This window comes from Microbacterium sp. Ld4, assembly GCF_045066555.1.
In the GTDB taxonomy this organism is placed as follows: domain Bacteria; phylum Actinomycetota; class Actinomycetes; order Actinomycetales; family Microbacteriaceae; genus Microbacterium.
On sequence record NZ_JBISHE010000013.1, the window covers coordinates 61,925 to 79,227 of the forward strand.

General features: G+C 70.4%; 21 protein-coding genes. 9 read left to right on the forward strand and 12 right to left on the reverse strand.

The window, feature by feature from the left end; all coding sequences use genetic code 11:
- Nucleotides 1–75 precede the first annotated feature (75 nt).
- From crcB to ACJJV7_RS10895, 4 genes are all read right to left on the reverse strand, one after another.
- Complete coding sequence (crcB, locus tag ACJJV7_RS10880; protein ID WP_405374808.1) at nt 76–456, reverse strand: fluoride efflux transporter CrcB; 381 nt, start codon at nt 454–456, stop codon at nt 76–78.
- On the reverse strand, nt 453–854 hold the full coding sequence (locus tag ACJJV7_RS10885) for a fluoride efflux transporter FluC (protein ID WP_405374806.1): 402 nt from the start codon (nt 852–854) through the stop codon (nt 453–455). The genes crcB and ACJJV7_RS10885 overlap by 4 nt, the downstream gene beginning before the upstream one ends.
- Before the next feature lie 65 nt (nt 855–919).
- Nucleotides 920–1,882: a DNA topoisomerase IB gene (locus ACJJV7_RS10890; protein ID WP_405374805.1), complete on the reverse strand. Its 963-nt coding sequence runs from the start codon at nt 1,880–1,882 to the stop codon at nt 920–922.
- A 1-nt stretch (nt 1,883) separates the two neighbouring features.
- Nucleotides 1,884–2,153 (reverse strand): Rho termination factor N-terminal domain-containing protein, encoded by a 270-nt coding sequence (locus tag ACJJV7_RS10895; RefSeq protein ID WP_405374804.1) that lies wholly within the window; start codon nt 2,151–2,153, stop codon nt 1,884–1,886.
- A 185-nt stretch (nt 2,154–2,338) separates the two neighbouring features.
- Here ACJJV7_RS10895 and ACJJV7_RS10900 point away from each other — a divergent pair, with 185 nt between their 5' ends.
- From ACJJV7_RS10900 to ACJJV7_RS10910, 3 genes are all read left to right on the forward strand, one after another.
- Entirely contained in the window at nt 2,339–2,500 is a 162-nt protein-coding gene (locus ACJJV7_RS10900; protein ID WP_405374802.1) for a hypothetical protein, read from the forward strand.
- Between the two features lie 195 nt (nt 2,501–2,695).
- A complete protein-coding gene (locus ACJJV7_RS10905; protein ID WP_405374800.1) occupies nt 2,696–3,550 on the forward strand; it encodes a DUF4097 family beta strand repeat-containing protein in 855 nt (284 codons plus the stop codon).
- A 1-nt stretch (nt 3,551) separates the two neighbouring features.
- Nucleotides 3,552–4,163 carry a PadR family transcriptional regulator gene (locus ACJJV7_RS10910; protein WP_405374798.1) on the forward strand — a complete coding sequence of 204 codons (612 nt, stop codon included), beginning with the start codon at nt 3,552–3,554 and terminating at the stop codon, nt 4,161–4,163.
- A 3-nt stretch (nt 4,164–4,166) separates the two neighbouring features.
- Here the strand turns inward: ACJJV7_RS10910 and ACJJV7_RS10915 are convergent, their stop codons facing one another.
- Nucleotides 4,167–4,703: a universal stress protein gene (locus ACJJV7_RS10915; RefSeq protein WP_405374796.1), complete on the reverse strand. Its 537-nt coding sequence runs from the start codon at nt 4,701–4,703 to the stop codon at nt 4,167–4,169.
- A gap of 158 nt (nt 4,704–4,861) precedes the next feature.
- Here ACJJV7_RS10915 and ACJJV7_RS10920 point away from each other — a divergent pair, with 158 nt between their 5' ends.
- Nucleotides 4,862–5,083 (forward strand): DUF3073 domain-containing protein, encoded by a 222-nt coding sequence (locus ACJJV7_RS10920; protein WP_405374959.1) that lies wholly within the window; start codon nt 4,862–4,864, stop codon nt 5,081–5,083.
- A 12-nt stretch (nt 5,084–5,095) separates the two neighbouring features.
- Here ACJJV7_RS10920 and ACJJV7_RS10925 read toward each other — a convergent pair whose 3' ends face one another.
- The 3 genes from ACJJV7_RS10925 to purM are packed head-to-tail and all read right to left on the reverse strand — an operon-like array spanning nt 5,096 to nt 8,929.
- Nucleotides 5,096–6,325, reverse strand: coding sequence for a CynX/NimT family MFS transporter (locus ACJJV7_RS10925; protein ID WP_405374794.1), 1,230 nt, complete (start codon nt 6,323–6,325; stop codon nt 5,096–5,098).
- A gap of 15 nt (nt 6,326–6,340) precedes the next feature.
- Nucleotides 6,341–7,804, reverse strand: a complete 1,464-nt coding sequence (gene purF, locus ACJJV7_RS10930) for an amidophosphoribosyltransferase (protein ID WP_405374792.1) — start codon at nt 7,802–7,804, stop codon at nt 6,341–6,343.
- 9 nt (nt 7,805–7,813) lie between these two features.
- On the reverse strand, nt 7,814–8,929 hold the full coding sequence (purM, locus tag ACJJV7_RS10935) for a phosphoribosylformylglycinamidine cyclo-ligase (RefSeq protein WP_405374790.1): 1,116 nt from the start codon (nt 8,927–8,929) through the stop codon (nt 7,814–7,816).
- A 71-nt stretch (nt 8,930–9,000) separates the two neighbouring features.
- Between purM and ACJJV7_RS10940 the strand changes: the two genes are divergently transcribed.
- Nucleotides 9,001–9,609, forward strand: a complete 609-nt coding sequence (locus tag ACJJV7_RS10940) for a zinc-binding alcohol dehydrogenase (RefSeq protein WP_405374788.1) — start codon at nt 9,001–9,003, stop codon at nt 9,607–9,609.
- 20 nt (nt 9,610–9,629) lie between these two features.
- Here ACJJV7_RS10940 and ACJJV7_RS10945 read toward each other — a convergent pair whose 3' ends face one another.
- The 3 genes from ACJJV7_RS10945 to ACJJV7_RS10955 form a co-directional block, all read right to left on the reverse strand.
- Nucleotides 9,630–9,947 carry a potassium transporter Trk gene (locus tag ACJJV7_RS10945; protein ID WP_405374787.1) on the reverse strand — a complete coding sequence of 106 codons (318 nt, stop codon included), beginning with the start codon at nt 9,945–9,947 and terminating at the stop codon, nt 9,630–9,632.
- A gap of 64 nt (nt 9,948–10,011) precedes the next feature.
- A complete protein-coding gene (locus ACJJV7_RS10950; RefSeq protein ID WP_405374785.1) occupies nt 10,012–10,752 on the reverse strand; it encodes an HtaA domain-containing protein in 741 nt (246 codons plus the stop codon).
- Nucleotides 10,753–10,863: 111 nt separating this feature from the next.
- Nucleotides 10,864–11,217, reverse strand: coding sequence for a sterol carrier family protein (locus ACJJV7_RS10955; RefSeq protein ID WP_405374784.1), 354 nt, complete (start codon nt 11,215–11,217; stop codon nt 10,864–10,866).
- A gap of 57 nt (nt 11,218–11,274) precedes the next feature.
- Between ACJJV7_RS10955 and purD the strand changes: the two genes are divergently transcribed.
- On the forward strand, nt 11,275–12,543 hold the full coding sequence (gene purD / locus ACJJV7_RS10960) for a phosphoribosylamine--glycine ligase (protein WP_405374782.1): 1,269 nt from the start codon (nt 11,275–11,277) through the stop codon (nt 12,541–12,543).
- Between the two features lie 49 nt (nt 12,544–12,592).
- On the opposite strand, the gene ACJJV7_RS10965 is transcribed toward purD, so the two are convergent.
- Nucleotides 12,593–13,153 (reverse strand): hypothetical protein, encoded by a 561-nt coding sequence (locus ACJJV7_RS10965; RefSeq protein ID WP_405374781.1) that lies wholly within the window; start codon nt 13,151–13,153, stop codon nt 12,593–12,595.
- Nucleotides 13,154–13,236: 83 nt separating this feature from the next.
- Between ACJJV7_RS10965 and ACJJV7_RS10970 the strand changes: the two genes are divergently transcribed.
- The 3 genes from ACJJV7_RS10970 to ACJJV7_RS10980 are packed head-to-tail and all read left to right on the forward strand — an operon-like array spanning nt 13,237 to nt 17,268.
- Nucleotides 13,237–14,895, forward strand: coding sequence for a sensor histidine kinase (locus ACJJV7_RS10970; protein ID WP_405374779.1), 1,659 nt, complete (start codon nt 13,237–13,239; stop codon nt 14,893–14,895).
- 30 nt (nt 14,896–14,925) lie between these two features.
- Nucleotides 14,926–15,825, forward strand: coding sequence for a phosphoribosylaminoimidazolesuccinocarboxamide synthase (locus tag ACJJV7_RS10975; protein ID WP_405374777.1), 900 nt, complete (start codon nt 14,926–14,928; stop codon nt 15,823–15,825).
- 36 nt (nt 15,826–15,861) lie between these two features.
- Nucleotides 15,862–17,268, forward strand: a complete 1,407-nt coding sequence (locus tag ACJJV7_RS10980; RefSeq protein WP_405374775.1) for a uracil-xanthine permease family protein — start codon at nt 15,862–15,864, stop codon at nt 17,266–17,268.
- Nucleotides 17,269–17,303: the final 35 nt, after the last annotated feature.

Genomic DNA, 17,303 nt, shown 5'->3' on the forward strand with positions numbered 1-17,303 from the left:
TTTTCCGATGCAGAAGTGTATTGGGATCGAGTATCCCATGGGGCGACTGCCGATCGGCCGCGCGAGGGCGACGGCCTACGAGGGCATGAGGCCGGCCAGCGCGAGGCCGAGCGCCGCGGCGACGACGCAGGCTGCGAACGTCCCGAGGAGATTCAGCCAGGCCCGGTCACGACGGCCCCGCTGCGCGAGACGCGCCGTGTCGACCGCCATCGTGCTGAAGGTGGTGAATCCGCCGAGCAGCCCGACCCCGACGATCGTCACCCACGCGGAATCGATCACGTCGCCGAGCCCCGTGAGCGCGCCGAGCAGGAACGACCCCGTGATGTTGACCACCAGGATGCCGGGCGGCACCGCGTCCGCCGGGGCCTTCGCCCCGACCCTGCGGTCGAGCGCGTAACGGAGCCCCGATCCGACCCCGCCCGCGATCACGAGCACCGCGAACTCGAGGCCGCTCACGCGGCATCCGCTCGTCGTCCGCCGAGCGTCAGGCCGAGAGCCGCGGCCACGACGCCGCCGGCCAGAGTGAGGGCCACGAGAGCGACTCCGACGACGGGCACGTCCGTGAACACCTGCAGCGTCTGCACCGCGAAGGCGCTGTACGTCGTGAAGCCGCCGAGCACCCCCGTGCCGGCGAAGAGGCGGAGCCCCGGGCGGCGATCGTCGAGCGCGCCGCTCAGGAGGCCGAGCGCGAACGAACCGATCACGTTGACGGCCAGCGTGAGCCCCGGCAGCGCGAGCGGATGGGCGTCTGCCGGCACCGGGAGCACGATCGCCGCGCGCGCGGCGACACCCACCGCGCCCCCGATCATCACGATCAGCAGCGCGGCCCAGAAGGGCGTTCGAGCGGATGCCACGACCCCACGCTATTGCCGCGGGAGGTCCGGAGGCCCGCACGGATCGCCGGTGGCGGGAGCCGGTCTCAGTTCAAGATGAGCTGACGGATCGCCGACTCGGGCGACAGGCTCGTGTCGAGCAGGATCCCGCGACGGTAGCGGTCGAAGACGCGGGGATCGATGTACGAGCTCCGCGCGACCGACGGGGTGTTGCCGAGCGCACCGGCGGTCGTCTTCACCGCCAGCACCTCGGCGCGTTTCAGGTCGGTCTTGGTGGCGACCGTCCCGATGCGGGCGAGGGCGTCGGCGGCGAGGATCGTCCCGCGCAGGGTGCGGAAGTCCTTGGCCGTGAAGGCTCCTCCGGTCATGGCCCGGACGTACACGTTGACGTCGCGCCCCGAGAGCGACACGCGCCGGCGACCCCGGCGATAGGCGAGGAGGGGAGAACTGGGACGACCGGCGACGAGCAGCTGCACCGCCGCGGCGAGGTCGGCGTCGTCGATCTCCATCTCCTGACGCTGCCCGCTCTTCCCGGGGAAGCGCAGGGCGACCATGCTGCCGTCGACTTCGGCGTCGCGCCTGAGCAGGGTGGTGAGGCCGCGACTCCCGTGCTTCACGAGGTAGCGCTCGGCTCCCACGCGGGGCGCGGCCTGGTCGAGCAGGCGGAAGGCCGCGGCGAGCACGCGTTCCTGGTCGATGTCCTCCCGGCGCAGCGACGTCGTCACCCTCCCGCGGGCACGCGGCAGCGCCTCTGCGAGGTCGAGCGCACGCGCGAACTTGCCCTTGTCGCGGCCGGCGGTCCACTGCGGGTGGTACCGGTACTGCAGCCGGCCGGCATCGTCGACGCCCGTGGCCTGGATGTGCCCGAGCGGATCGGATGAGATCCAGACGTCCTGCCACGCGGGCGGGAGGACCAGCGCGCGCGCCCGCTCGGCCTCGTCCCGGGGCAGCGGGTCGCCCTCGGCATCCACGTACCGAAATCCGGTGCCTGCGCGCAGGCGCCGATAGCCGACGTCCGTCCCGGGACGGACGCGTCTCAATCGCGGCACGTCAGTGCGATCGGAGCATGTCGATGAGGTCGGCCTTGCGGGCCTTGGAGTACCCGGTGAGCCCGAGCTCCTTCGCGCGGCCGCGAAGGTCGGCGACGGTCCAGTCGTCGTAATCGCCCGCCTTGCCCCCGCGCGCGCCCACGGCCCCGCGGCCGTCTCGGGCGGCGGCGTTGGAGATGCGCGCGGCCTTCTCCTTCGATGCGCCGTCGTCTCGCAGCTCCTCGTAGAGCTCCGGATTTTTCAGACTGTTCGACCCACGTCCTGCCGGCATGGTGTCACCCGCTTCCGTTCTGTTCGGGCCCCGTTCGGCCCGCGTCGGGTAACGGTATGGCACCCACCGCCGGGCCTGTCAAGGCCCCCCGTTGGCTGGGAGAACGCTGATAGTAATGACGGGACGCATACCCGCGCCGCACCTCCGCTTGGCGGCGGAAGCGGAACACACATCAAGGAGTTCCCGTGAACATCGCACTCATCATCATCATCGTCGTGGCCATCGTCCTGGCGATCGTCAGCGGCCTCGGAACGGGACTCGAGTTCCTTCTCTGGGTCGCGATCGTCGTCGGCATCATCGCCCTGATCGCCTTCTTGCTCCGGGTCCTCCGCAGCAACAAGAGCTGACCTGATCTCAGGCTGAGCGCTCGCGCTGCGACCACGGGTCGCGCGGAGCACGGACAGAGCCCCCTCCCGACAACGTCGGCGCGAGGGGGCTCTTTCTCGTCCCGGGCTCCCGGTGCGTCTTCCGCATCGAGATATATCGTGTTATCGTCCACCAACGCGATATATCTCGACTCGCGACGACCCCAAGGAGACGACATGACTCTCGAGAAATGGCTCGTTCAGCCCGGTGAGACCCGGGTCATCGACCTCGACGGCATCCACAAGCTGAAGGTGGGCCTCGTCGGCGGACAGATCGACGTCGTCGGGCACGACGAGCCCGGCGTCCGCATCGAAGTGCACGCCGTGACCGCGAAAGAACTCCGGATCGAAGCAAACGACGGCGCCATCGAGATCAACCATGCGCAGCTGCGCTGGGACAACTTCCTCGACGTCTTCCGCAACTTCGGCTCCGGCGGCCCGCAGGCCGAGATCAGCATCGCGGTGCCCCGATCGGTCGCCCTCACCCTCGGTGTCGTGAGCGCGAGCGCCCTCGTGGCCGGGCTCGAAGCCGACGCGAAGCTCAACACCGTCTCCGGCGACGTCATTGTCGACGGCCTCACGGGTGACGTCACCGCCCACACCGTGTCGGGCGATGTGCAGATCCGCGCCCTGACCGGCACCGTCGGCGCGAACTCCGTCTCGGGCGACATCACCGCCACCGGCACGATCCGCACCGCGTCGATCGACACCGTCGGCGGAGCAGCGCTCATCGACTCCACCGGTCCCGTCCAGAGCGTCTCGTTCAACACGGTCGGCGGCGGCGTCACCGTTCGGCTCGACGACCACCTGCCCACCAAGTTCGCCCTCCGCACGGTCAGCGGCGCTCTGCGCGTCGACGGCGTCGACCGCGCCGAGCGCAGCATCGGGTCGACCTACAGCGGATCGGTCGGCGAGCTCAGCGGCTCGTTCGCCGACATCCGGGCGAACACCGTGTCGGGCGACGTGACCGTCGTCCGCCGCGCCGCGCTGACCGCCGCCGACGGCGACGCCCCGACCCCCGAGGAGTGGTGACATGACCCCCGTCTTCTCCCACGGCGACCTGCGCCTCTACATCCTGAACCTCCTCGACGAGGGTCCGCGGCACGGGTACGACCTCATGCAGGCGCTGTCGGATCGCACCGGCGGAACCTATACGCCCAGCGCCGGCACCGTGTACCCGCGGCTGTCCAAACTCGAGGACGACGGACTCGTCACGAAGACCGTCGACGGCCGCAAGACGGTCTACGAGATCACGGATGCCGGTCGCGCCGAGGTGGCGGCCCGCTCGGGCGATCTCGCGGGCATCGAAGCAGGCCTCACCGACAGCGTGCGGCTCATCGCCGACGGCGTCCGCGCCGGAGTCCGCGAGGCGATGAAGAGCCTCCGCGCCGATCTGGCCGCAGCCTCCTCCTCACCGCCGCCGCCGGCGGCGGCGCCGTCCGGGCCCCCGAACGACGCCCGGACGGACGCGCGCGATCAGGTCCGCCGCGCCGACGAGCTGCTGACCGAGTTCCGGAACGATCTCCGCACCGACCTGCGCACCCACGTGGCCAAGGGCGGCGCGCTGGCGGCATCCGTCATCGACGATCTGGCCGCTGCCCTCGACGAGGCCGCCGCAGCGGTCCGCCGGGCGACGCGCGGCTGAGGATCAGCTCCCGGCGTCGGGCCACAGGTCCTCGTCGTCCGTCGCGGGTTCTCCCAGCGGGACGACGAGGATCGGGCGCGGCTGCCGGTGCGCGAGGCGCGCGGCCACCGACCCGGTGAAGAACTCACGGATCGATTCGCCGATGCCGCGCTTGCGGGTGCCCACCACGATGAGGCGTGCCTCGGTCTTGTCCGCGACGTCCTTGAGGGCGATCGCCGGGTCGCCGATGAGCAGATCGAGCGTCCACGAGACCTCGATGCCCTCGAGAGCGCGGCCGATCTCGTGGCGCAGCTGCGCCTCGAGGGCGTCGCTCGGCGCCGCATCGAGATTGATGGGAGCCGTGTGGACGAAGCCGTCGGGGTCCTCATACGAGACGAAGCGGGTGATGTCGACGTGCACGACCAGCAGCGCGCAGCGGTGCAGACGGGCGTAGGTCGCCGCTTCTCTGACGACACGCGCGGACTGCCCGGGAACGACCCCGACGATGACGGGACGGTGCGGGCGGCGTACGCTCTGTTCGAAGGGCGCGGCATCGGTCATGTCGATCAAGCCTTTCGTTCATCCCGGCGGGCCTTCGCCACAAGGGCGGCATGAAGGCTCCGTGATATCCTGAATGCTACTCTTCCCGGCCTCTGCCGGACTATGACTGCGTCGGGCAGCCGGACATGCCCGAAAATCGTGAGATGAGGGGGTTACGCATGGGGCGTGGCCGTCAGAAGGCGAAACACACGAAAATCGCCCGTGAACTCAAGTACGACACATTCAATGTGAATCTGTCTGCGCTGGAGCGTGAACTCGGCGCGCCTCACGATGAGCAATACGAAGACAAGTGGGCCGACCAGTACGCCGACGAGGAAGAGGGCGAGGACGACGACGACGATTCCGCGGAATCCGCGTCTCCCTCACTCGAGAAGGCCTGACGCCCGCTCCCGTCACCAGGTGCCGTAGCGCGCCTCCCACTCCTCCTCCACCGTGCGACGTCGCGAGACGACGATGCCGGCCGGAATCGCGAGCACGGCCATCGCGCCGAGCAGGATCAGCGCGCCCGTCCACGAATCGGTCGCGTCGTGGAGCAGGCCCACGCTGAGCGGCATGATCATCGTCGCTCCGTAGCCGAGGCTCTGCGTGAACGAGCTCAGCGCGACGGTCGCCTCGTGGCTGCGCGTGCGCAGGCCGATGAGCACGAGCACGATCGGGAAGAGCATCGGCGCGGTTCCGAGCAGAGCGACCCACAGCCACGGCGCCCAGGTCGGAACGAGCAGCAGCCCGATCACACCGGCGAGGCCGGCGCCGGATGCCACGAGGAACAGCGGCATCACGACACCCTTGCGTGCCACGAGAACCGGGACGACGAGCGACGCCGGCAGCCCCATCAGGGCGAACAGCGAGAGCAGTACGCCGGCGGCCTGCGGCGTGACGCCGGAGATGTCGACGAGGATCTTCGGCAGCCAGGCGAACGACGTGTAGGCGATCGTGCTCGACGCGAAGAAGGCCGCCACCATCGCCCACGGGGTGGGGAGGCGCCACATCCGTCCGAAGACGCGAGGGCTCACCCCGGCGAGGTCAACCTCCGCTTCTCCCCCGCGCGAGCGGATCGTCAGCACCAGCCAGGGGATGAGCGCCGCGAAGGCGAACACCGCCCACACGCCGAGGGAGACCCGCCACCCCGCGGCGTCCGCCAGCGGCACGGCGACCAGGGGCGGCGTGAACGTCGACATCGCCATCATGGTCGTGTACAGCGTCGTCATGAGCCCGATGCGGTCGGGCATGTACTTCTTGACCAGCGCCGGCAGCAGCACGTTGCCGAGGCCCACACCCGCGAAAATGACAGCGGATGCCGCGAGCAGACCCCACGCGTCGGCGGCGAACGCCCGGATCACCAGGCCCGCGGTGATCACGCCGAGCGACGTGATCGTCGTGCGCTCGAGACCGAAACGTCGCTCGAGCGACGCCGCCGTGAGCCCGAAGACCGCAAAGCAGAGCGGTGGCACCGTGCCGATCAGGCCGATGACGGCCGCGGGCAGCGCGAAGTCGCGGGCGATGTGGTCGTAGAGCGGCGACAGCGACGCCACCGCAGAGCGGAGCGAGAACGCCATCAGCACGATCCCGACGAGCGCGAGCGCCCGGCCCTGCCACAGCGGGCGCGACGTGGCGACGGTCATACGGAGGAGGTCACGTCAGGATTCCTGCGTGCCTTCTACCCAGGCGAGGTACTCGTCGCTCACGGTCCCGGTGACGTACCGGCCGTCGAAGCAGCTCATGTCGAGGTCCTCGACGTCGGCCGAGCCCTCGAGGATCGCCGCCTTCAGGTCGTCGACCTCCTGGTAGACCAGGTAGTCGCAGCCCAGCTCCTCCGCGATCTCGGGGATCGTGCGGTTGTAGGCGACGAGCTCGTGGCGCGAGGGCATGTTGATGCCGTAGACGTGCGGGAACCGGATGGGCGGCGCCGCCGAGGCGAACGTGACCGATTTCGCACCGGCATCCCGCGCCATCTGGATGATCTCCTTCGACGTCGTGCCGCGCACGATCGAGTCGTCGATGAGGAGCACGTTCTTGCCGGCGAACTCGGTCGACATCGCGTTGAGCTTCTGCCGGACACTCTTCTTTCGGATCGCCTGGCCGGGCATGATGAAGGTCCGGCCGATGTAGCGGTTCTTGTAGAAGCCCTCGCGGTATTCGATGCCGAGCTTGCGGGCCACCTGCATCGCCGCGGGACGCGACGAGTCGGGGATCGGCATCACGACGTCGATCGACCCCGTGGGCGTGTACTTCGCGATCGTGTCGGCGAGGCGTTCGCCCATCCGCAGCCGCGCCTCGTAGACCGAGATGCCGTTCATGACCGAGTCAGGACGCGCGAGGTACACGTACTCGAACGAGCACGGCACGAGCTGCGCCTTCGGGGCGCACTGCTTCGTGAACAGGTTGCCGTCGAGGTCGATGAAGACGGCCTCACCGGGCTCGACGTCGCGGACGACCTCGAAGCCGCCGTTCTCGAGCACGAGCGATTCCGACGCGACGGTCCATTCGTACCGCCCGTTCTCGGCGCGGCGGGTGCCGAGGATCAGAGGGCGGATGCCGAAGGGATCACGGAAGGCGAGGAGGCCGTAGCCCGCGATGAGGGCGATCGACGCGTACGATCCCTCGACCCGCTCGTGCACCCGGGTGACGGCCTCGAAGACCTGCTCGTGGTCGAGCTCGAGGCCCGAGATCACGGTCTGCAGCTCGTTCGCCAGCACGTTGACGAGCAGCTCGGTGTCGGAGCTCGTGTTGAGGTGGCGACGGTCGGTGCGGAACAGCTCCTCGGTGAGCTCACGCGTGTTGGTGAGATTGCCGTTGTGGACGAGGACGATGCCGTAGGGCGCGTTGACGTAGAACGGCTGCGCCTCTTCTTCGTTCGACGCCGTGCCCTTGGTCGCGTACCGGACGTGGCCGAGGCCGATCGTGCCGAGGAGCGAGCGCATGTCACGCGTGCGGAACGCCTCGCGCACCATGCCGCGGTTCTTCGCGATGTGGAAGATGCCGCTCGCTTCGGCGGTGGCGATGCCGGTCGAGTCCTGGCCGCGGTGCTGCAGCAGCAGGAGGGCGTCGTAGACCTCTTGGTTGGCGGGCCCCTGAGCGACCACGCCGACGATTCCGCACATTGAGGTAGCTCAGTCCGTTTCTGCGTAGGAGCCGACCAGGCGCACCGCGCCGCCATCGACCCCCTTCGCGCCCTGCTCGTAGTCACCGGTGGGAAGTGCCGAGTCCGAGACGGTTCCGACCTGCCAGGTGCGGATGCCTTCGGAAGTGAGGGTGGCCGTCGCGGCATCCGCCTGATCGGCGGAGACGACGGCGAGGAAGCCGATGCCCAGGTTCCAGGTGCCCTCGGTCTGCTCGAGTGACAGCTCGCCCAGCTCGGCGAGGACGCGGAAGACCGCCGACGGCGACCAAGTGGAGCGGTCGACGTCGACCCAGGTGCCGCGCGGGAGGACGCGGGCGAGGTTGGCCGCGATGCCGCCGCCCGTGACATGGCTCAGCGAGTGGATGCCGCCGGAGTGGGCGTCGATCGCGCGGAGCAGGGGCGACGTGTAGAGCCGGGTGGGCTCGAGGAGCTCCTCGCCCCAGGTGCGCCCGAAGTCGGCGGCGTGGTCGCCGTACCCGATGCCGGCGTTCGCGACGATGTGCCGGATCAGCGAGTAGCCGTTGGAGTGGGGGCCGCTCGAGGCGAGCGCCAGCACGACGTCGCCCGACTGCACGCGCTCGGCGCCGAGCACGCCGTCGGCCTCGACGACACCCGTCGCCGCGCCGGCGACGTCGTAGTCGTTGGGGCCCAGCAGGCCGGGGTGCTCCGCCGTCTCGCCGCCCACGAGGGCGGTGCCCGTCGCGGTGCAGCCGTCGGCGATGCCGCGCACGATGTCGGCGACGCGCTCCGGGATGACCTTGCCGGTGGCGATGTAGTCGGTCATGAACAGGGGCTTGGCGCCCACGACGACGATGTCGTCGACGACCATGCCCACGAGGTCCTGGCCGATCGTGTCGTGCTTGTCGATCGCCTGGGCGATCGCGACCTTCGTGCCGACGCCGTCGGTCGAGGTCGCGAGCAGGGGCTTCGAGTAGCCGAGCAGGGCGGAGGCGTCGAAGAGGCCGGCGAATCCGCCCACACCGCCGAGGACCTCAGGGCCCTGGGTGCGGCGAACGGCCGACTTCATCAGCTCGACGGCGAGGTCGCCCGCAGCGGTGTCGACGCCGGCAGCGGAGTAGGGATTGTTGTGGGGAGAGGATGCCACGGGATCAGCGTACCGGCTGCGCAGCCCGGCTGATCCGACACCGACGCGCGGCGGGGTCCTAGGATGGCGCCATGAGTGGGGCTGAACGGCCCGAATGGGTCGTCCGAGAGGATGCGAGCGCGGGCGTGCTCGTCGCGCTCTACCTGCGCCAGGCGCTCGGCATCCGCGCTCCCGAGGAGCTCCCGCACCTCCGCGGCGCTCCGGCGGCCGCCTCGGCCGATGACGACGCCGCCCAGCTGCTCCAGCGGCAGTGGCTCGCCTACTGGGCGCTGTCGGTCGAACCGCAGGCGCACCCGTCTCCGGTGCCGCTCGAGCTCGTCGACGGCTTCGAGACCCTCGCCGTGCTGCCGGTCGACGGCTTCGACGAGCTGCGGTCGGCCATCACCCCGTTCGCCGCCGAGGCGGTGACCTACGCGCGCCGCGCGAGCGAGCGATACGCCCTGCAGGCGCGCACCGGATCGTCGAGCAGCTACCGCGCCTACGCCAGCGCGATCGCCGAGCACGAGCGCCGCGTCGGTCGCCGGGCGCACTCGTTCGAGCTCAACGTCCAGGTTCTGCCGCTCACCCAGCGCGGGGTGTGGTGGATCGGCTCTCTGACGGTCGCGGTGACCGATGGCCTGCGCGGCGATGTGGCGTCGTTCGACCCTGCGATCCAGCCGATCATCGCCGAGCTGGCCTGAACCGGAGCGGATGCTGGGGGTCAGTCGTCGGTGTCGACGGTCTCCCGCTCGATGCGCACCGTGCGGGTGTGACGGCTCGACGCACGGTCGAACAGGAGCGCGACGCCCGCCGAGATGGCGACGCAGATCGGGATGCAGAACAGCAGCAGGAATCCGAACACCTGGGTGGTCGAGTAGGTCGCGCCCGAGCTCGACACCGCTCCCGATGAGTCGAAGGAGAAGGTGAGGATCAGCGCGAGCAGCACGCCCAGCGCCGCGCCGAGCGCGAAGAAGACGCCGAAGCGGGGGCTGCGGCGCAGTTCCGCGGATTCGACGTGCGATTCGGTGTGCTCGGCCATGTGTCCATTGTCCACCCGCGATGACAGAAGTGGGGCCTCTCCGAGAAGGCTCGCCCGTGTGCCCTCAGAGGGAGGGGTGGTCGTCCACCGACGCGGTGTTGCGGCGGCGGCGGGCGATCGATCCGAAGGCCAGCAGGGCGACGACGACCACCGCGACCGACACGACGGCGATCGGGATGCCGATCCCGTCGCCTCCGTCCGACGCGGCGTCACCGGTCGCGCCCGGCGACGGCGTCGTCTCGGATGCCGGGCAGTCGGCGGTGAGGTCGAGGTCGAGCGTGTCGGTGGCCGCCGCCCACGACGCCGGCGCTCCGGCCGTCCATTCGGTGGCGGCCTCGAGCGCGCGGAACGTCACGACCTCGCGGTCCTCCGAGACGGTCGCGGCGCGCAGGTCGATGGCCCCGAGGGCGGTCTGTGCGCGAAGCGCTTCGTCGCCCACCTGGACGTCGAAGAGCAGCTCGCCGTCGCCCTCCTCGATCACGAGGGTGGGGTTGCTGAGCACCGTGTCGACCCCCTCCTCATCGGCGAAGGTGAGGGTCGCCTCGAACGAGGCGCTTCCGACGGGGGCGACGGGATCGAGGATGCCCACGCCGCCCGTGAGACGGATGCCGTCCGCGTCCGCCTCCGCGCCGCCGGAGACCTCCACGTCGGCCGCGTCGGCGTGCCAGGCGAGCTCTGCGACGGAGACGGTGCACGCCGTGGTGTCGGCCGCGAGGGCGGGCGACGCCGCGCCGACTGCGGCGAGTCCTCCGACCACCAGGACCACCGCCGCGATCGCGGTGGTCGTGCGCTGCCGATTCGGCATGACGCTCCTCTCCGGAGGAGATCGTATCCGTCAGCGGAGGGGCGTGCGTCCGCCGTCTCGCTGCCGCGCCGGGACGCGCCGGGTCGCAGGAATTCCGCCGGGTCGCAGGAATCAGGGGCGGAGCGGGAGGAGCGCGATGAGGTCGGCGCGGGTGCCGGACGCCTGCACCCGGCCGGCGGTGACGGCATCGGCCCACGCGGTCTGGCCCGTGGCGAGAGCGATCCAGGTCGCGGCATCCGTCTCGATCACGTTCGGCGGTGTGCCGCGAGTGTGCCGCGGTCCTTCGACGACCTGCACGGCGCCGTACGGCGGCACGCGCACCTCCACCGAGTTGCCGGGGGCCTTCTCGGCGAGAAGCTGAAGGAGGTAGCGAACCGCCGTCCCCAGGTCGCCGCGTGCGGTGCTGCCCGCGCGGACGGCGTCAAGGGCGTCACGGCCCTCGGCCGTCAGGATCTTGCGGGGCATGAGCCCACGGTAGTCCTCGACCCGGTGGCCCGAGTGCGCCGCCGCTAGGCTGACCGCGTGAAGATCCTCGTCCTCGGTTCCGGTGCCCGCGAGCACGCCATCATCCTCGCCCTGCGCTCCGAGAACGCCGGCCACGAGCTGCTCGCCGCCCCCGGCAACGCGGGCATCGCGGCCGACGCGACGCTCGTGGGCATCGATCCCGTCGACCCGACCGCGGTCACCAACTACGCCAAGGAGCAGGCGGTCGACCTCGTCGTGATCGGCCCCGAAGCGCCCCTCGTCGCGGGTGTCGCCGACGCCCTTCGCGAGCGGGGGATCCCCGTCTTCGGCCCGGGCCGCGCCGCCGCGCAGCTCGAGGGGTCGAAGGCGTTCGCCAAGCGGATCATGGATGCCGCCAAGGTGCCCACCGGCCGCGCCGCACGAGCACGCACGGCCGACGAGGTCGTCGCCGCCCTCGACGAGTTCGGCGCACCGTACGTCGTCAAGGCCGACGGGTTGGCTGCCGGCAAGGGCGTCATCGTGACCGACGACCGCGCTGCGGCCCTCGCCCACGCCGACGGCTTCCTCCCCACCGGCGACGTCCTCATCGAGGAGTTCCTCGCCGGCCCTGAGGTGTCTCTGTTCTTCGTGTCCGACGGCGACACCGTGCGCGCGCTGTCGCCGGCGCAGGACTTCAAACGGGCCTTCGACGGCGACGCGGGCCCGAACACGGGCGGCATGGGCGCCTACTCCCCCCTTCCCTGGCTCGCCGAGCGCTTCGGCAGCGAGGCCGCGTTCGTCGCCGAGGTGACGCGGGACGTCGCCGAGCCGGTCATCCGAGAGCTGGATGCCGAGGGGACCCCCTTCATCGGTCTGCTCTACGCCGGCCTGATCCTGACCGACGACGGCATCAAGGTCATCGAGTTCAACGCCCGCTTCGGCGACCCCGAGACCCAGGTCGTCCTGGCGCGGCTGCGGAGCCCGCTCTCGCGCCTGCTCCTCGCCGCTGCGGCCGGCACTCTCGAGTCCGAGCCGGAGCCGACGTTCGCCGACGACGTCGCCGTGACGGTCGTGCTCGCGAGCGAGGGCTATCCCGATGCGCCCCTGACGGGTCGCATCGTGACGGGGCTGGATGCCGCGGCATCCGTCGAGGGAGTGCATCTCGCCCACGCCGCGACGCGCGCGGGCGGCGCCGACATGGTCGCCACCGGCGGACGCGTGCTCAGCGTCGTCGCGACGGCATCCGATTTCGGCGCGGCGCGCGAGCGGGCCTACGCCGCGCTCGCGGAGATCGGCCTCGAAGGCTCCCACTTCCGCAGCGACATCGCCGCCCGCGTCGCGGACTGACCGCAGGCGCGGAGGTCAGCTGCCGTCGGGGGTCAGCTGCCGTCCGAGGTCAGCTGCCGTCGGGGGTCAGGCGGGCCCAGGCGGTCTCGACCGCGTCGAGTTCGAATGCCGAGAGCTGCAGTGGCGCACCGGGCTCGAGCGTGAGCCCGGTCACCTCGGCCGGTCCGGCGCACTCCGCCGCGTGCCGACCGGCGGGTTCGGCGTTCGGCGTCGATCCTTCGGGCGTCACCGTGGACCACGAGATCATGAACGGAACCGGCATCCCGGTCGGGCGACAGTCGTATTCGAGGGTGTAGGTGACTCCGGGCTGCACCGCCTCGAAGATCTGCACCTCCGATGTCGGAACGCCGTCCGGCCCGTCGGCCGTGAAGACGACGCGGGAGATCTCGCCCTCGGACTCCGCGGGAACCTCGAACGGAGCGGCCACACCCTCCCAGGTGGGAGACGGCGTGGGCGCCGCCGAGGCGGAGGGCGCCGCGGACGGCGAGCCTTCCGGCTGGACCTCCGTCGTCGAGATGCACCCGGTGAGAGTGACGGCGGAGAGGCCGGCGACGGCCGCCACGACGGTGAGACGACGCGGCATGGACAGAAGCGATGCGCGGAATGTCATCATCTCAGCCTATGTCGAGGCCTTCCGTACAGTACTTTCTCCCTGAGGGGCGCGTATGAGAGCGTTCTCGAAGGGGGACGCCGATGCCGCTGTTCGAGGTGGAGCGAAGCCCGCGCGGTCGGATACGGGTCTTCCTTCGGGCGCAGCTGCCCTTCACGCTCGCGGTCGTCTACATCGCGATCATGGTGCTCATCGCCCATCCGGTCGTCCTCTCGAGCTGGGCGATGCTCGGCGGGTTCGCCGTCACGGCCGTCGCGACCGTCGCAGCCGTCGTAATCCCCTGGGAGAAATTCCCCTCGTGGTGGCTCACCTCCATCGCGGGTCTCGACATCCTCGCGGTGGCGCTGCTGCGCGCCGAGCTGCTGCCGGTGCTCCCCTCGATCACCGTGCTCGCGGTCTTCCCCATCCTCTGGCTCGCCTACGGCTTCTCCTGGTACGGCATGGTGCTCGCGGTCTTCGGGGCCGGTTTCATCACCTCGTTCCGGTTCGCCTATGTGAGCGCCTGGCCAGACACCGCACTCGAGTGGGCGAACGTCATCACCCTCCCGACCTTCATGGTCGGCGTCGCGGTGATCGTCTTCATCGCCGCGCGGCATCTGCGCAGCAACGGCCGGCGGCTCGCCGACGCCCACCTCACCCAGGCCGCCGCACTGCGCGTCGCGCAGGACACCGAGATCCTCGCCCTCAGCATCCTCAACACCGTCAACGCGGCCGTCGCCTTCTACGACAAAGACGGTCGGCTCGACGTCGCGAACGATCACGCCCGGCAGATGACCGAGCTGGTCGGCTTCCACCTCGACCGGCCGCCGTACGCCGGCGACAACGTGCTCGCCGCCGATCGCAAGAGCACCATCCCCTACGAGGACCAGATCATCCCCCGCGCACTGCGCGGCGACATGTTCGAAGATCACGTCGAGTGGCTCGGCCCGCCCGACGCTCAGATGGCGATCATCGCCTCGACGCGTCGCGTGCTCCGGGAGGACGGCGAGCTGCTCGGAACGGTGATCGTCGCCTACGACGTCACCGAGCTGGCCGATGCCATCGATGTGCGGGAGCAATTCCTCCGCACCGTCTCCCACGAGCTGCGCACCCCCATCACGAGCATCACCGGGTTCCTCGAGCTCATCGAGGACGCCGTCGATCCGGCGGACACCGAGATCCGGCGCTACATCGAGATCGTCACCCGCAAGACGAACGATCTACTCGACCGCGTGAGCGACCTGCTGGCAGCGAACGACGCGGTGAAGACCCTCGACACCGCGGACCTCGATGTCGCGGCGCTCTCCCGCCACGCGGCCGCGCAGGTCGGCGAGCTGGCCGCATCCCGCGGCGTGCGCATCGAGGTGCGCGGACCCGACGCTCTCGCCCTCCACGGTGACGGCGCACACCTCACGGCGGCGATCATCGAGCTGCTGACGAACGCGGTGAAGTTCGGAGCACCGTCGGCGACGGTCGCCCTCGAGTACGGCGCCGTGGGGGACCGCGTCCGGATCGCCGTCACGAACGTCGGTCACGGCCTCACGCACGCGGAGGAGCGGCGGATCTTCGACCGGTTCTACCGCGCACCGTACGCACGGGCGGAGGCGATCCAGGGCTTCGGTCTCGGCCTCACGAACGTGCGGGCGATCGCGGTGGCCCACGGCGGTCACACCCGCGTGGAGAGCACCCCCGGGGCGCAGACCACCTTCACGCTCGATCTCCCGCGCGATGGCGCGGAGCGGGCGCACGCCACAGAGCCGTGAGGAAGCGGCCCGGACCGCCATAATGAAGGCGTGACGGATGCCGCGACCTCCCTGCCCGGATGGACCCACACCTATTCGGGCAAGGTCCGTGATCTGTACCGGCCCGCATCCGGCGGCCCCGACGACGCCCGCGACGTCCTGCTGGTGGTGGCGAGCGACCGGGTGAGCGCGTTCGACGCGGTGCTCGAGCCGGCGATCCCCGACAAGGGCGCGCTGCTCACTGAGCTCAGCCTCTGGTGGTTCGCACAGCTCAGCGGCGGCGACGGCGGCCGGGCGATCCCGAACCACCTCGTCGACGGGATCGAGCCGCCTGCCGCGACCGCCGGCCGCGGCATGGTCGTCGCCTCCCTGACCATGCTGCCGGTGGAATGCGTCGTCCGCGGCTACCTCACCGGCACGGGCTGGGCCGAGTACGAGGCCGCGGGAACCGTGTGCGGCATCGCGCTCCCGGGGGGCCTCGGCAACGGCGACCGTCTTCCCGAGCCGATCTTCACACCCGCATACAAGGCGCCCCTCGGCGAGCACGACGAGAACATCTCGTTCGCGCAGACGGTCGAGCTGGTCGGCGCGGAGCGTGCCGCCGATCTGCGCGACACCTCGATCGAGATCTACCGCCGTGCCGCCGCGATCGCCGAGCGCAGAGGGCTGATCCTCGCCGACACGAAGTTCGAGTTCGGCACCGACGCCGATGGCGTGCTCACCCTCGCGGACGAGGTCCTGACCAGCGATTCCTCCCGGTACTGGGACGCCGCGGCGTGGCACGAGGGCGAGACGCCCGCCGCGCGCATGGCCAGCTTCGACAAGCAGATCGTCCGCGACTGGCTCGCGGCGCACTGGGACAAGACGGGCACGCCGCCGGAGCTTCCCGCCGACATCGTCTCGCGCACCGCCGCGAAGTATCGCGAACTGCTCGACCGCCTCACCGCCTGACCCCCTGTCGCTTCACCCGCATCTCGAGGAGCACCCATGCCCATCTGGACCCTGCACGGCGACGGCCGGCGCATCGCCCCCGGCGCCGTCGTCACCCCGTCGGAGCGCCTCGCGTGGGGCGGCACGATCGCCATCGGCGCGCAGCACGTGGTGGCGATGTTCGGCGCGACGTTCCTGGTGCCGATCATCACCGGCTTCCCCGTCGCCACGACGCTGCTGTTCTCCGGTCTCGGCACGCTGCTGTTCCTCCTCCTGACCCGCAACAAGCTCCCGAGCTACCTCGGCTCGTCGTTCGCCTTCCTCGCGCCGATCACCGCGGTGAACGGCGGCAACCGCCTCGAGACCCCCGCGCAGTACGGTCAGGCCCTCGTCGGCGTCTTCTTCGCGGGCGTCCTGCTCGCCCTCATCGGCTTCATCGTGCAGCGCGTCGGGTCGGCCTGGATCGAACGCCTCCTGCCGCCCGTCGTCGCCGGGGCCATCGTGGCCCTCATCGGCTTCAACCTGGCTCCGGCCGCGTGGAACAACTTCACCCTCGAGCCCATCACCGCGACCATCACGCTGTCGGCCCTCGTGCTGTTCGCGGTGCTGTTCCGAGGATTCCTCGGGCGCATCTCGATCTTCCTCGGCGTGGTCGTCGGCTACGTGGCATCCCTCTTCCTTCAGGAATGGGTCGGACGCGAGGGAGAGGTGCAGTCCGCCAAGTTCGCGCGCGTCGCCGAGCTCGCCCAGGTCGATTCGTTCGGCGACATCTTCGGCAAGTGGATCGGACTGCCGCAGTTCCACCTCCCCGCCTTCGGCGACCCCGCATCGTGGGGCTTCCTGCCGATGTTCCTGCCGGTCGTCCTCGTGCTGATCGCCGAGAACATCGGCCATGTGCGCGGCGTCGCATCGATGGCGAACGATCCGTCCCTGAACCGGCAGACCGGCAACGCGCTGTTCGCCGACGGCCTGGCGACCACGCTCGCCGGAGCGTTCGGCGGCTCGGCGACCACGACCTACGGCGAGAACATCGGTGTGATGGCCGCGACCCGCGTCTACTCCACCGCCGCTTACTGGGTGGCCGGCGGAGTCGCGATCCTGTTCGCGTTCTCGCCGCTCGTCGCCGCCGTCATCGACACGGTCCCCGCCGGCGTCATCGGCGGCGTGACGACCGCGCTCTACGGCCTCATCGGCATCATCGGCATCAAGATCTGGGTGGACAACCGCGTCGACTTCTCGCGTCCGGTCAACCAGCTCACCGCGGCCGTCGCCTTCGTCATCGCGATGGCGAACTTCACCATGACCGCCGGCAGCTTCCAGTTCGGCGGCATCGTCCTCGGCACCTTCGCCGCCCTGGTGATCTACCACGTGGGCAACGCGATCGCCCGGGCGCGCCAGACCGGCGCAGACGACGGCGGACCGATCCCGGCTGTCGGCCCGCTCGGCGGCGACCCCGAGAACTGACCGGAATAGCCCGGATGCCGCGGGGGTTCTCATTC

What these genes read in the sequence shown, in the direction of transcription:
- ACJJV7_RS10895 (WP_405374804.1), bottom strand. Translation starts at nt 2,153, where the DNA reads ATGCCGGCAGGACGTGGGTCGAACAGTCTGAAAAATCCGGAGCTCTAC.
- ACJJV7_RS10905 (WP_405374800.1), top strand. Translation starts at nt 2,696, where the DNA reads ATGACTCTCGAGAAATGGCTCGTTCAGCCCGGTGAGACCCGGGTCATC.
- ACJJV7_RS10910 (WP_405374798.1), top strand. Translation starts at nt 3,552, where the DNA reads ATGACCCCCGTCTTCTCCCACGGCGACCTGCGCCTCTACATCCTGAAC.
- ACJJV7_RS10915 (WP_405374796.1), bottom strand. Translation starts at nt 4,703, where the DNA reads ATGACCGATGCCGCGCCCTTCGAACAGAGCGTACGCCGCCCGCACCGT.
- ACJJV7_RS10920 (WP_405374959.1), top strand. Translation starts at nt 4,862, where the DNA reads ATGGGGCGTGGCCGTCAGAAGGCGAAACACACGAAAATCGCCCGTGAA.
- ACJJV7_RS10925 (WP_405374794.1), bottom strand. Translation starts at nt 6,325, where the DNA reads ATGACCGTCGCCACGTCGCGCCCGCTGTGGCAGGGCCGGGCGCTCGCG.
- purF (WP_405374792.1), bottom strand. Translation starts at nt 7,804, where the DNA reads ATGTGCGGAATCGTCGGCGTGGTCGCTCAGGGGCCCGCCAACCAAGAG.
- ACJJV7_RS10940 (WP_405374788.1), top strand. Translation starts at nt 9,001, where the DNA reads ATGAGTGGGGCTGAACGGCCCGAATGGGTCGTCCGAGAGGATGCGAGC.
- ACJJV7_RS10945 (WP_405374787.1), bottom strand. Translation starts at nt 9,947, where the DNA reads ATGGCCGAGCACACCGAATCGCACGTCGAATCCGCGGAACTGCGCCGC.
- ACJJV7_RS10950 (WP_405374785.1), bottom strand. Translation starts at nt 10,752, where the DNA reads ATGCCGAATCGGCAGCGCACGACCACCGCGATCGCGGCGGTGGTCCTG.
- ACJJV7_RS10955 (WP_405374784.1), bottom strand. Translation starts at nt 11,217, where the DNA reads ATGCCCCGCAAGATCCTGACGGCCGAGGGCCGTGACGCCCTTGACGCC.
- ACJJV7_RS10965 (WP_405374781.1), bottom strand. Translation starts at nt 13,153, where the DNA reads ATGACATTCCGCGCATCGCTTCTGTCCATGCCGCGTCGTCTCACCGTC.
- ACJJV7_RS10970 (WP_405374779.1), top strand. Translation starts at nt 13,237, where the DNA reads ATGCCGCTGTTCGAGGTGGAGCGAAGCCCGCGCGGTCGGATACGGGTC.
- ACJJV7_RS10980 (WP_405374775.1), top strand. Translation starts at nt 15,862, where the DNA reads ATGCCCATCTGGACCCTGCACGGCGACGGCCGGCGCATCGCCCCCGGC.